This window comes from Halopseudomonas yangmingensis (genome assembly GCF_900114825.1).
In the GTDB taxonomy this organism is placed as follows: domain Bacteria; phylum Pseudomonadota; class Gammaproteobacteria; order Pseudomonadales; family Pseudomonadaceae; genus Halopseudomonas; species Halopseudomonas yangmingensis.
The window spans coordinates 91,389-102,993 of the sequence record NZ_FOUI01000013.1 but is presented as its reverse complement, the minus strand read 5'-3'; the positions used below and the strand labels follow the sequence as shown (position 1 = coordinate 102,993).

The window sequence follows — 11,605 nt, the reverse complement described above, 5'->3', positions numbered from 1 at the left end:
TGTTGTGGCATCCGGCACGCTTTCGATGGAGAGATCGATACCAACGAAATCACGCATCGCCTGACTGTCGTAAATCGCATCCTCAAGGGCCTCATCAGCCAGGCCGTACCACTGCTGCAAGAAGTAGATTCGCAGCATGCGTGCCAGTGGAGTCGGTGGACGGCCACGCTTGCCGGCAGCGTCTGGGTAATACGAGGGCGACAGGGCATCCAGCAGGCGCTGCCAGGGCAGCAGTACATTCATCTCGGCCAGGAAGCGTTCCCGGCGGGTAACCTTTTTCTTGTTCTGATGCTCGGCTTGGGCGAAGGTAATCTGCTTCATCTAATTGCTTGGCTGAGGCAGTGGCAGTGTCTGGTGATTATACTCAGGGCTGCGTAATCAGGCAGAGGGCTGATTTGTGCAGCGTTTCCATAATGGTCACATATATGGCCCATCAAAAATGTTGCCCTGGCTAAGGAAATAGGAAGTCATATGACAGAGTGGATTAATGTTCGGTCAACTGCTATTCGGCGCATTGGCTACGATGCCAGCACCATGCGCATGTACATAGATTTTGAGGATAGTGACCCTGTTTACACTTTTTGTCGGGTCCCAGAGAGAGTCTTCCGCGATTTTGTTAGGGCTCGCTCTATTGGCCAGTACTACCATCAACACATAAAGAATCGTTACGATTGTTGAGCGCAAGGGCGTTTAACAATCGGCTGTTGTCGCCCCTTCGGGGCTGGGACGGCCTTTCCGCCGCTGCGCGGCTACAAGTCCGCCCCAAAGCCGGGCGTTATGTTTCTTGACAGCACCTGTTAACCGGTGCTATTAATAGCATCGAATCGTTGGCTAGGTAATCACTATGCAAGTGAAATTTTCCGAGGATGTCATTCCTCTATCAGACCTGAAGATCAATCCTGGCAAGGTGGTTGGTCGAGCGCAGGATACGCATCGCCCGATCCTGCTTACCAGTCGTGGCCGTGGTGTGGCTGTTGTGCAGGGGCTCGAGGATTATGAGAGAGCTGCCGAGGAGATGCGGTTTGTAAAGGCGGTGGCGCAGGGGCTTTTGGATGTTCGCGAGGGCAACACCATATCGTTGGAGGATGCTAGGAAATCGTTGGGTATAAAGTAAATGGAATTACGCATCTCACAGTCTGCTCTTGAGGACTTACAGGCTATTCAGGGCTATTACAAAGAGCAGGATGTGCCACACATCGGTGATGATTTCGTGGCTGCTATCCTGGAGCACAGTGAAATGCTTCGAGTCCACCCTGATGCTGGCCGAGTTGTTCCTGAATTCAATATGGATCATATTCGCGAATTGATTCATGCGCCGTTTCGAGTTGTCTATCTCAGGCAGGCTAAAGAGGTTGTGCTCATACGAGTCTGGCGTAGTGAGAGGCAGCTCGAATTACCAGTAAACGAAACATAACCAAGCCATGCACCGGATGCCAAACCCTCCGCTTCGCTGCGGTTTTGTCACCGGTGATGGCGAGCGTTAGGGCTGGTCGTAGTGCCCCCCGATGGCGAATATGTAAATGGACTTCTCGTCGAATCGATATATAAGCCGATCTTTCTGTGAAATCCGTTTTGACCAGAGGCTAGTGAGGTTGTGCTTGAGTGGCTCGGGCTTACCCAATCCCGATGACGGATCATCAGACCGGAGCATGTCTTTGAGAAGTTTGCATAAGGCTTTGTGTAGACGCTTGTCCTTTTCACGCATAGCCTCATACGCTTCCCAGGTATTGCCCTCAAATACCAGTGATCTCATTCATTTGCTCGTCAGTCGGTTTGTATCCTTGTCCTTGGGCATGGGTTTCAAGGGAGTCGGCAATCTGCTGCATGAGGCTCTTGCTTTGAAGAACGTGAAGGGTTTCCTGCTCGCGCTCCCAGTCTTCGGCGCTCAATACGACAAATGCCTCACCTGCTCGTCGAGTCACCTTGAGGGGCTCATGCCTGCTAACTGCTTGCTCTACAAGGGTTTTCAGGTTGTCCCTGAATTGGTTTACGCTGACTGTATCCATGGTCGTTCTCTTCTGTACGGAAATCCCGTACCATTTTATAGCAAAGGCCCTAACAAGGCCAAGCACGGCGACAGCTTCTCCGTTGCGGCTTCGCCACTACTACAAAGCTGCGCGTGTTGGCATCTTGCCTGCCCTTATGAGATGTCGTACTCTTTGATGTACATTAAAGAGTACATAGGTGGTTGCCATGTCTAGAGTTCGTGTCGATGAAGATATCCGCCCTCTGTCTGAATTCCGGGCAGGCGTAGCCACGTTTGTAAAACAGATCCATGAAACCGGTCGTCCTATGGTTCTGACACAGAGAGGGCGCGGAGTTGCTGTACTGGTGAATGTTCACGAGTACGAGAAGATGCAGCAACGTCTGGAGATACTGGAAGAAGTATATAAGGCGGAAGAGCAGATAGCCTCAGGGGATGGCATTGCGCATGAGGACGCGAAGGCTCGGGTTCTGAGCGGTCTGGCCCTATGAGGATAGTTTGGTCCCCGCTTGCGCTCGAGCGTGTCGAGGATATTGCTCGGTATATTTCAGAAGACAACCCGGATGCTGCGGTACAGCGGGTCGATGATTTATTTTCCACGGTCGAGCGGCTAGCTGATTTCCCTAAAAGTGGACGTATGGTTCCCGAGGTGGGGTCGCCTCGCATCAGGGAGCTGATATTCGGAACGTATCGGGTTATTTACAGCGCCAAAGATCAGGTAGATATCCTGACTGTGCGTCGCAGTCGTCAATTGCTGCGGATGTCCGAGCTCGGTGATGACGAAACATAACCATCGGCTGCACGGCGACCGATTTTCCGCCGCTCGGTGGCTCGAAACCGGCGCGTGAGCCGGGCGTTATGCAGTCATTGTCACGCCTCGTTGACAAGCGTCACGTGACGCAATACACTTTGTTTCATGATCAAATCCTTCGCTGACAAACGAACCCAAGAACTCTACTCCAAGGGCAAGTCAAAGAAATTTCCTGCGGATGTTGCACCGAGAGCCGCTAGAAAACTTGAATACGTGGACCTGGCCTTACAGCTTGAGGATTTGAAAGTGCCGCCCGGCAACCGCCTTCACCCACTGTCGGGAAACAGGCAGGGGCAGCACGCAATTTCAATCAATGATCAGTGGCGTATCTGTTTTCGTTTTGAAGATGGCGATGCATATGAAGTCGAAGTGTGTGACTACCACTGAGTGAGGTGATGACTATGGCTATTCTTAATACTGCCGGTATGCAGCGCAAACCGACTCATCCTGGCGAAATGCTGAGGGAAGACTTTCTTCCGGACTATGGCCTTACCGTTTCGGGGTTGGCTGAATCTCTGGGTGTCTCTCGTCAGTCAGTTAATGAGTTACTACGCGAGCGCCGTGCTGTAAGTCCTGAAATGGCGCTCCGGCTTGCGCGTTTGTTTGGTAATTCGCCGGAATTCTGGCTCAACGCACAGCGGTCTGTTGATCTTTGGGCTGCGGCGCAGTCAGTCAAGGAAGAAGTGGATCGAATCAAGCCGCTACATGCTGCATAACCAAGCCGTGCACCGGATGCTAAAACCTCCGCTTCGCTCCGGCTTTATCACCGGTGACGGCAGGCGTTACGCGAAAACGTCCGTCTTGACGTACGTTCCTGAAGGCGTACACTTGGTTAAAAGCTAAATACGCAAGAGGTTCGTCATGGCCGGAATCACCGCCACTGAGGCGCGCAGTAACCTTTACCGATTGATTGACGAGACTGCTGAGTCCCATCAACCAATCGTCATCATGGGCAAGCGAAACAAGGCTGTTCTGATCTCCGAGGATGACTGGTCCGCTATTCAGGAAACGCTTTACCTACTCTCCGTACCGGGTATGCGAGAGTCTATTCGTGAGGGTATGGATACTCCCGTGGATGAGTGCGATGAGGAGCTTAACTGGTGACATGGATGTTGGTTTACACCAAACAAGCCCAGAAGGATGCAAAGAAGCTGGCCTCCAGCGGCCTCAAGCAAAAAGCCCAAGAGTTGTTAGCACTCATTGCAGAAGATCCGTACCGCAAGCCACCCCCGTTTGAGAAGCTGATTGGTGATCTTGCGGGTGCGTATTCACGCCGCATCAATATCCAGCACCGTCTGGTGTACCAGGTACTCGAAGACGAGAAATTGGTAAAAGTCATCCGTCTCTGGAGCCACTATGAATGATGCATAACCAGGCGCTGTTGCCGGACAGTTTCTCCACCGCTTTGCGGTTACAAAATTGCCTCAAAGCTCTACGTTGAGGCTGTAGAAAAACTCCCCCCTGCTAGGATGGCAGCAGACCAACAAGGAGTGTTGCATGGCTCGCTTCAAGCCCTACGTTTCACGTCAGCACAGCCTGCTGGTGATTAACTACTGTCAATGGCTGTGGATGTGCCCGGGAAATGGGTTTTTCTACAGCCTCGTTAGGGCTGATCGTAGTGACCGCCGATGGCGAATATGTAAACGGACTTCTCGTCGAATCGATATATAAGTCGATCTTTCTGTGAAATCCGTTTTGACCAGTGGCCATTAAGGTTGTGCTTAAGTGGCTCGGGCTTACCCAATCCCGGTGACTGATCATCAGACCCGAGCAGGTCTTTGAGAGGTCTGCATAAGGCCACTACAGTTGGCCTCTTGACTATAGAGTTATCTCTACAGTTTAGCATCTCTCATGGTGATCACATTATCGAGAGAGGGGCGATGCCATGAGAGTATTTGTGACCGGCGCGACCGGTTTTGTGGGGGGGTATGTGCTTACGGCGCTGACACGTGAGCAGCATGAGGTGGTCGTTCTGATGCGCCGACCAGCAGCGCTGGAGCAGCTGCGGACCAGGGTGTACCGGCGTGCGGGAGCTTACGAAGCCAGTAAGCTGGAAGGGGCGCTTAAAGTAGGATCACTGGCGGCGCGGGATGGGTTGGATTATGTGGAAGTACAGTCGGGCACCGTCGCCGGCCACAGCCTGAGCGGGGAGCTGGCAGCAGGTCAGTCTCTGCGCGGCCTGATTGATAACCTGGTGGCTGGTCGGCTGGCTCGGGTACCGGGTATGCCCCAGTTGATGCGGACAGCGCCGGAATCACTTCATTTCATCCAGACTGCACGTTTTGATACGAGCGTTCTTGAGGGCTTTGTGCGGAGCCAGAATTTGCCCTGGCCTGACATGCAGGATGTAATCAGGCGAACGGCTGAATACTGGCTCAGAACTCCCCCTTCCTGTGCCTGAAGGGATCATCCCGAGCAGATTTTTGTCAGGCACTCAGGCTGTCGATCGCCGGTAACTGCCCGTGCATGGCCGCCACCACCTCGCCAATCACCAGCACCGCCGGGCTTTGCAGGTTGAAGGCGCTGGCTGCCGTGCATAGCTGATCCAGCCGGCAGCTGTGCTGACGCTGCTGCGGCAGGCTGGCGCGCTCGATCATCGCCACCGGGGTGGCTGCCGGCATGCCACCTTGCAGCAGTCCCTGCTGGATTTCCGCAAGGCGTGCCACGCCCATATAGACCACCAGGGTGGTGCCGCCCTGGGCCAGTGCCTGCCAGTTCAGCGAGCTGTCGTCACGGGTATGCGCGGTGACCAGGGTCACGCCACGGCTGATGTCGCGCAGGGTCAGCGGAATACCGCACTGGGTGGCGCCGGCCAGCCCGGCGGTGATGCCGTTGACTATTTCGCAGCCGACGCTGCGCTCGATCAGCCACGCGGCCTCTTCACCGGCACGGCCGAAGATGCACGGGTCGCCGCCCTTCAGGCGCACCAGTCGCTTGCCCTGGCGGGCGTAACGCAGCATCAGCCGGTTGATGAACGCCTGCGGGGTAGAGCGGCAGCCGCCGCGCTTGCCGACGCGGATGATGCGCGCCTGCGGGCAGTGTTCGAGCAATTGCGGGTTGACCAGATCATCCAGCAGGACCACTTCGGCCTGCGCCAGCAGGCGTGCGGCTTTCAGGGTGATCAGTTCGGGGTCGCCGGGGCCGGCGCCGAGCAGCCATACCTGGGTATTCATGGTGCCTCCTGGGTGGCGGCCTGTGCCGCCTGCTGATGTCTGTCTACCAGCTGGCGGATTTCCGCCAGGCAGGAACCGCAGCCGTTGCCACAGCGCAGTTCGCGTTGCAGGCCGGGCAGGTCAAGGCCGCGCTGCAGGCCGGCGTGAATGGCGCTCTGGCGCACGTCCATGCAGCTGCACAGGGTGCGATCTGGCTCTGTGCGGGCGCCACCGGGTGGGCTGGAGAAGGGCGCGAGGAACCAGCGGCGCAGTTCGCTATCGGCCTCGCCGCTCTGCCAGGCGGCCAGCAGCCAGTCGGCGGCCAGGGTTTCGCCGCTCAGACGAATGGCCTGGATGCGCTGCTGCTCGATGCGGACCCGTTTGCCGATAGCTCGTCGCGGATCGTCATAGGCGAGTACCGGGCCCTGGTCAACCCCCAGCAGCCGGTCGATCTGCTCCAGCCAGTCGCTGTCTGCGGCGCTGGCATGCGCGGCGCGGACCACCAGTGCCGGGCGTTCGTTGCCACTTAGGGCAAAGGCGGCGTAGTCGAGGGAGTCGAACAGCGGGCGCAGGGCGCTGAAGCGCTGCTGCACATCGCCCTCGACCAGCAGAAAGCACGACCAGGGCAAGTCAACCGGGTCCAGGCGAATGGCACTCTGCTTGAGTTCCGGCTGTTTTGACAGCGGGTCAAAGGCTGGCTGGGTCAGCACATTGATACCGAGGCCCTTGAGAAAACGGTCGCCCCAGTGCATCGGCAGGAATGCCTGCCCGGAGGCCACGGCGGGGTCGCCGTGCAGTGGCAGGACCAGATTGCCGCGACGGCTGCTGACCCGCATCAGTTGGCCTTCACGCAGGCGGCGGCTGGTCATGTCCGCCGGATTCAGGTGCAGCTGCGCGCGGTCAACGCTGCCGAACAGCCGGGCGACGGTGCCGGTGCGGGTCATGCCGTGCCACTGGTCGCGCAGGCGTCCGGTATTCAGCAGCAGCGGATAGCGTGCTTCGCGCTTTTCCCGTGGTGGCTGGTAGTGTTCGGCCACAAAGCGGGCACGGCCATCGGCACTGGGGAACTGTGCATCCGTGTACAGCCTAGGTTTGCCTGCTTCGGCACCCGCCGGGAATGGCCATTGCTGCGGGCCGAGGCGGTCGATCAGTGCATGGCTGATGCCGCTGCAGTCGAGGTCGCGGCCGGCGGTAAGGCCCTTGTATTCGTCGTAGATCTGCGCCGGGTTGTCGAAGGCAAACAGGCTGCGCTGGCCGGGGCGCAACTGCTTTTCCAGGCGTTGCGCCAGGTCGCCGGCAATCCGCCAGTCCGGGCGGGCTTCGCCGGGGGGCGCGATGGCAGCGCGCACATGGCTGATACGGCGCTCGGAATTGGTCACCATGCCGTCCTTCTCGCCCCAGCTGGCGGCGGGCAGCAGCAGGTCGGCAAACTGGCAGGTTTCGCTGGTGGCGAAGGCTTCCTGCACCACCACAAAGGGGCAAATGGCCAGCGCCTGTTGCACCAGCTGCTGGTCCGGCAGTGACTGCGCCGGGTTGCTGCAGGCGATCCACAGGGCCTTGATACGCCCGTTGCGCACCGCCTCAAACAGTTCTATGGCGCTGAGTCCCGGGCGCTCCGGCAGTGCCGGGATACCCCAGTAGTCAGCTACTTCGTGCAGGTGCTGGAGGTTGCCGGCGTCGCGGTGGCCGGGCAGCAGGTTGGCCAGGGTGCCGGTTTCGCGGCCACCCATGGCGTTGGGCTGGCCGGTCAGGGAGAACGGGCCGCTGCCGGGTTTGCCGATCTGTCCGGTGGCCAGGTGCAGGTTGATCAGGGCATTGTTCTTGGCGCTGCCGGCGGTCGACTGGTTGAGCCCCATGCACCACAGCGAGAGCAGGCGCGGGGCGCTGCCGATCAGCCGTGCGGCCTGTTGCAGGTCGTCCTGGTGAATTCCGCACAACTCGCTGACCATGGTCGGGGTGTAGTCGCGCACCAGTGCCTTGAGGGCGTCAAAGCCCTCTGTGTGTTGCTCGATAAACTCACGGTCGATCCAGCCTTCCCACAGCAGTATGTGCAGGATGCCGTGGAACAGCGCGACATCGGTGCCCGGTTGCAGTGCCAGGTGCAGGTCGGCCAGTTCGCAGGTTTCGCTGCGCCGTGGATCAATCACGATCACGCGCATCTCAGGGCGGCTGGATTTGGCCTCGCGCAGACGGCCAAACAGCACCGGATGGGCATTCGCCATGTTGCTGCCGGCAATCAGTACGCAGTCGCTCTGTTCGATGTCCTCGTAGCTGCACGGCGGAGCGTCGGCACCCAGGCTGCGCTTGTAGCCGACCACCGCGCTGGACATGCACAGCCGCGAGTTGCTGTCGATGTTGTGGGTGCCTACCAGTGCCCGTGCCAGCTTGTTGAATACGTAGTAGTCCTCGGTCAGCAACTGGCCGGAGACGTAGAAGGCCACGCTGTCAGGGCCGTGCTCGGCAATGCTGCGACCTATCACCTCGGCGGCGTGGTCGAGGGCGCTGTCCCAGTCGATGCGGCTGCGCGCCAGGCCCTTGCCCAGGCGCAGTTGCGGATGCAGCAGGCGCGCCGCCGGGTCGCTGCTCTGGTGCAGGCTGGCGCCCTTGCTGCACAGCCGGCCAAGGTTGGCCGGGTGCTGCGGGTCACCGCTGACGCCGAGAATGCGCTGCTGGTCATGCTCGATCAGCACGCCGCAACCGACGCCGCAGTAACAGCAGGTGGAGGCAGTGGTTTGGGTCATGGCCGGCTCCCCGGGCAGGTGTATCGGTCAGGCGGTTTTGCGGATGCGTTCCAGTACCAGCTGCACCCGACCGTTCTCCACCCGGGTCGGGTAGCGGTGGGCGCAGCCGACATCCGGTGCCACTGCCTCGCCACTTTCCAGCTGGATCTGCCAGTTGTGCAGCGGGCAGGTCACCTGCCGGCCGTGAACTATGCCCTGGGACAGCGGCCCGCCCTTGTGCGGGCAGCGATCCTGCAGGGCAAACACCCCGTCATCGGCACTGCGAAACAGCGCTATGTCACCCAGCGGGCTGTCGATCACCCGCGAACCCAGTTGCGGAATATCTTCCAGGGCACAGACATCCAGCCAGTTCATACGCTTGCCTCCTCAATCTGCTTGACCGCAATGCGGCGGAATTCCTGTTTCAGTTCTGCTTTCTCGATGCGCTCTTTCCACGGGTCCTGTTCGAACGACAGGGCGTACAGCAGGCGCTCGTGCAGGGCCTTGCGCTGTGCCGCATCGGCCAGTACGGCGGCCTTGATGTGCTCCATGCCGACCCGCTGCATGTAGTGCACGGTGCGTTCCAGGTAGAAGGCTTCCTCGCGGTACAGCTGCAGGAAGGCCAGGCTGTACTCCATCACCTCTTCAGCGGTCTGCACCTTGACGAAGAATTCACCGGCCTCGGTCTTGATGCCCCCATTGCCGCCGATGTACAGCTCCCAGCCGGAGTCCACACCGATGATGCCGACATCCTTGATACCCGCTTCGGCGCAGTTGCGCGGGCAGCCGGAAACCGCCAGCTTGACCTTGTGCGGTGACCACATGTTGAACAGCGCGTGTTCCAGGTCGATGCCCATCTGCGTCGAGTTCTGCGTGCCAAAGCGGCAGAACTCGCTGCCGACGCAGGTTTTCACAGTGCGGATGGATTTGCCGTAGGCATGTCCGGAGGGCATGTCCAGATCCTTCCAGACGCTCGGCAGGTCTTCCTTTTTGATGCCCAGCAGGTCGATGCGCTGACCGCCGGTGACCTTGACCATCGGCACCTGGTACTTGTCGGCGACATCGGCAATGCGGCGCAGCTCGGCGGCGTTGGTAATGCCGCCCCACATGCGCGGGATTACCGAGTAGGTGCCGTCCTTCTGGATGTTGGCGTGGGCGCGCTCGTTGATGAAACGCGACTGCGGATCATCCCTGGCCTCACCGGGCCAGGTGGAGATCAGGTAGTAGTTGAGTGCCGGGCGGCAGGTGGCACAGCCATTCGGCGTGCGCCAGTCCATAAAGGCCATGGCCTGCGGGATGCTGGTCAGATGGTGTTCGCGAATTGCCTTGCGCACCTGGCCGTGATTCAGGTCGGTGCAGCCACACACGGGCTTTTCGCTCTTTGGCTTGACGTCGGCGGCGCCGCCCACGGTATTGATCAGGATCTGTTCGACCAGTCCCACGCAGGAGCCGCAGGAGCTGCCGGCCTTGGTGTGCTTCTTGATGTCGTCGACGCTGAACAGTCCCTGTTCCTGGATGGCCTTGACGATGGTGCCCTTGCACACGCCGTTGCAGCCACAGACTTCCATGCTGTCGGGCATGTTGGCGGTCTTGCTCTGGCCCTGGTGGCCGACATCGCCAATGCTGTTTTCACCAAACATCAGGTGATCACGGATTTCGCGCACATTCTGGCGTTCCTTGACCATGCGGAAATACCAGCCGCCATCGGCGGTGTCGCCATACAGGCAGGCGCCGACCAGCACGTCATCCTTGATCACCAGTTTCTTGTAGACGCCGCCGATCGGGTCGGACAGGGTGATCAGCTCGCTGCCGTCATCGCCCATAAACTCGCCGGCGGAGAACAGGTCGATGCCGGTGACCTTGAGCTTGGTCGAGGTGACCGAGCCGAGGTAGCGGCCATAGCCGAGCATCGCCAGGTGATTGGCACAGACCTTGGCCTGTTCAAACAGCGGAGCCACCAGGCCGTAGGCAGTGCCACGGTGGTTGACGCACTCGCCAACCGCATAGATGCGCGGGTCGAAGGTCTGCAGGGTGTCGTTGACCAGGATGCCGCGGTTGCAGGCCAGACCGGCGCTCTCTGCCAGTTCGGTATTCGGGCGGATGCCGGCGGCCATTACCACCAGATCGGCGGGGATCACGTTGCCGTCATTGAATTTCACCGCGCACACGCGGCCATCGCCATTGTCCAGCAGTTCGCTGGTGAACTGCGGCAGCAGGAACTTCAGGCCACGCTCCTCCAGGGATTGCTGCAGCAGCTGGCCGGCGGTGCGGTCGAGCTGGCGTTCCAGCAGCCACTCGCCGATATGCACCACGGTCACGTCCATGCCGCGCAGCTTGAGGCCGTTGGCAGCCTCCAGGCCGAGCAGGCCGCCGCCGATGACTACCGCATGCTTGTGGGTTTTGGCGGTTTCCATCATGGTTTCGGTGTCGGCGATGTCGCGGTAACCGATCACCCCGTCCAGGTCCTTGCCGGGAATCGGCAGGATGAACGGGTTGGAGCCGGTGGCCAGCAGCAGGCGATCATACTCGGCCTCGGTGCCGTCATCGGCAATCACCTTGCGGGCACGGCGGTCTACCTTCACCACCTTGCGACCGGTATGCAGGGTGATGTGGTTTTCCTCGTACCAGGACAGCGGGTTGAGGATGATTTCCTCGAAGGCCTGCTCGCCGGCCAGTACCGGCGACAGCAGGATGCGGTTGTAGTTGGGATGCGGCTCGGCGCCGAATACCGTGATGTCGTACATGTCCGGTGCCAGCTTGAGCAGCTCTTCCAGGGTGCGTACCCCGGCCATGCCGTTACCTACCATTACCAGTTTGAGTTTTTGCATCCTGGGCTCCATCGTCTTGGGCGTTTGACCTGCGCGTCAGCCGTTGCTGACTGCTCTGTGCGGGGCTGCGCGACGCGCGTTGTCTTGCCTGTAGCAGAAACCGTGCCATA

Annotated in this window: 18 protein-coding genes; 10 read left to right on the top strand and 8 right to left on the bottom strand. The window is 59.5% G+C overall.

All coding sequences use genetic code 11. The features are described 5' to 3' along the window. The coding region (locus BMZ23_RS11825; RefSeq protein ID WP_143069593.1) for a transposase at positions 1 to 321 on the bottom strand (321 nt) is incomplete at its 3' end. A gap of 150 nt (positions 322 to 471) precedes the next feature. Between BMZ23_RS11825 and BMZ23_RS15385 the strand changes: the two genes are divergently transcribed. From BMZ23_RS15385 to BMZ23_RS11810, 3 genes are all read left to right on the top strand, one after another. Further along, positions 472 to 678: a KTSC domain-containing protein gene (locus BMZ23_RS15385; RefSeq protein WP_093477503.1), complete on the top strand. Its 207-nt coding sequence runs from the start codon at positions 472 to 474 to the stop codon at positions 676 to 678. A gap of 166 nt (positions 679 to 844) precedes the next feature. Further along, on the top strand, positions 845 to 1,114 hold the full coding sequence (locus tag BMZ23_RS11815; RefSeq protein ID WP_036514856.1) for a type II toxin-antitoxin system Phd/YefM family antitoxin: 270 nt from the start codon (positions 845 to 847) through the stop codon (positions 1,112 to 1,114). Then, entirely contained in the window at positions 1,115 to 1,414 is a 300-nt protein-coding gene (locus BMZ23_RS11810) for a type II toxin-antitoxin system RelE/ParE family toxin (protein ID WP_093477498.1), read from the top strand. It abuts the gene before it with no gap. A 66-nt stretch (positions 1,415 to 1,480) separates the two neighbouring features. Here the strand turns inward: BMZ23_RS11810 and BMZ23_RS11805 are convergent, their stop codons facing one another. Further along, on the bottom strand, positions 1,481 to 1,705 hold the full coding sequence (locus BMZ23_RS11805) for a Txe/YoeB family addiction module toxin (protein WP_245748212.1): 225 nt from the start codon (positions 1,703 to 1,705) through the stop codon (positions 1,481 to 1,483). 28 nt (positions 1,706 to 1,733) lie between these two features. Further along, complete coding sequence (locus BMZ23_RS11800; protein ID WP_093477550.1) at positions 1,734 to 2,006, bottom strand: type II toxin-antitoxin system Phd/YefM family antitoxin; 273 nt, start codon at positions 2,004 to 2,006, stop codon at positions 1,734 to 1,736. A gap of 187 nt (positions 2,007 to 2,193) precedes the next feature. Between BMZ23_RS11800 and BMZ23_RS11795 the strand changes: the two genes are divergently transcribed. The 6 genes from BMZ23_RS11795 to BMZ23_RS11770 all read left to right on the top strand — a co-directional run bounded on the left by BMZ23_RS11795 (position 2,194) and on the right by BMZ23_RS11770 (position 4,159). Next, positions 2,194 to 2,475, top strand: coding sequence for a type II toxin-antitoxin system Phd/YefM family antitoxin (locus BMZ23_RS11795; RefSeq protein ID WP_093477549.1), 282 nt, complete (start codon positions 2,194 to 2,196; stop codon positions 2,473 to 2,475). After that, positions 2,472 to 2,774 (top strand): type II toxin-antitoxin system RelE/ParE family toxin, encoded by a 303-nt coding sequence (locus BMZ23_RS11790; RefSeq protein WP_093477493.1) that lies wholly within the window; start codon positions 2,472 to 2,474, stop codon positions 2,772 to 2,774. The genes BMZ23_RS11795 and BMZ23_RS11790 overlap by 4 nt, the downstream gene beginning before the upstream one ends. A gap of 126 nt (positions 2,775 to 2,900) precedes the next feature. Next, complete coding sequence (locus BMZ23_RS11785) at positions 2,901 to 3,182, top strand: type II toxin-antitoxin system RelE/ParE family toxin (RefSeq protein ID WP_093477488.1); 282 nt, start codon at positions 2,901 to 2,903, stop codon at positions 3,180 to 3,182. Between the two features lie 14 nt (positions 3,183 to 3,196). Beyond that, the gene (locus BMZ23_RS11780) at positions 3,197 to 3,511 is read left to right on the top strand and encodes a HigA family addiction module antitoxin (protein WP_093477548.1); all 315 of its coding nucleotides are present in this window, start codon (positions 3,197 to 3,199) and stop codon (positions 3,509 to 3,511) included. Between the two features lie 145 nt (positions 3,512 to 3,656). Next, the gene (locus BMZ23_RS11775; RefSeq protein WP_093477486.1) at positions 3,657 to 3,899 is read left to right on the top strand and encodes a type II toxin-antitoxin system Phd/YefM family antitoxin; all 243 of its coding nucleotides are present in this window, start codon (positions 3,657 to 3,659) and stop codon (positions 3,897 to 3,899) included. Beyond that, positions 3,896 to 4,159: a Txe/YoeB family addiction module toxin gene (locus BMZ23_RS11770; protein ID WP_093477485.1), complete on the top strand. Its 264-nt coding sequence runs from the start codon at positions 3,896 to 3,898 to the stop codon at positions 4,157 to 4,159. The genes BMZ23_RS11775 and BMZ23_RS11770 overlap by 4 nt, the downstream gene beginning before the upstream one ends. A 239-nt stretch (positions 4,160 to 4,398) precedes the next feature. Here the strand turns inward: BMZ23_RS11770 and BMZ23_RS15295 are convergent, their stop codons facing one another. Continuing rightward, positions 4,399 to 4,641 carry a type II toxin-antitoxin system YoeB family toxin gene (locus tag BMZ23_RS15295; protein ID WP_093477484.1) on the bottom strand — a complete coding sequence of 81 codons (243 nt, stop codon included), beginning with the start codon at positions 4,639 to 4,641 and terminating at the stop codon, positions 4,399 to 4,401. Positions 4,642 to 4,680: 39 nt separating this feature from the next. On the opposite strand from BMZ23_RS15295, the gene BMZ23_RS11760 reads away from it, so the two are divergent. Continuing rightward, complete coding sequence (locus BMZ23_RS11760) at positions 4,681 to 5,196, top strand: NAD-dependent epimerase/dehydratase family protein (protein WP_093477483.1); 516 nt, start codon at positions 4,681 to 4,683, stop codon at positions 5,194 to 5,196. A gap of 25 nt (positions 5,197 to 5,221) precedes the next feature. On the opposite strand, the gene cobA is transcribed toward BMZ23_RS11760, so the two are convergent. The 4 genes from cobA to nirB are packed head-to-tail and all read right to left on the bottom strand — an operon-like array spanning position 5,222 to position 11,495. Continuing rightward, entirely contained in the window at positions 5,222 to 5,968 is a 747-nt protein-coding gene (cobA, locus tag BMZ23_RS11755; protein ID WP_093477482.1) for a uroporphyrinogen-III C-methyltransferase, read from the bottom strand. Continuing rightward, entirely contained in the window at positions 5,965 to 8,688 is a 2,724-nt protein-coding gene (locus tag BMZ23_RS11750) for a nitrate reductase (protein ID WP_093477478.1), read from the bottom strand. Before BMZ23_RS11750 ends, cobA begins: the two co-directional genes overlap by 4 nt. Positions 8,689 to 8,715: 27 nt before the next feature. Then, the gene (gene nirD / locus BMZ23_RS11745) at positions 8,716 to 9,042 is read right to left on the bottom strand and encodes a nitrite reductase small subunit NirD (RefSeq protein WP_093477475.1); all 327 of its coding nucleotides are present in this window, start codon (positions 9,040 to 9,042) and stop codon (positions 8,716 to 8,718) included. Next, entirely contained in the window at positions 9,039 to 11,495 is a 2,457-nt protein-coding gene (nirB, locus tag BMZ23_RS11740; protein ID WP_093477473.1) for a nitrite reductase large subunit NirB, read from the bottom strand. Before nirB ends, nirD begins: the two co-directional genes overlap by 4 nt. Between the last annotated feature and the right edge of the window lie 110 nt (positions 11,496 to 11,605).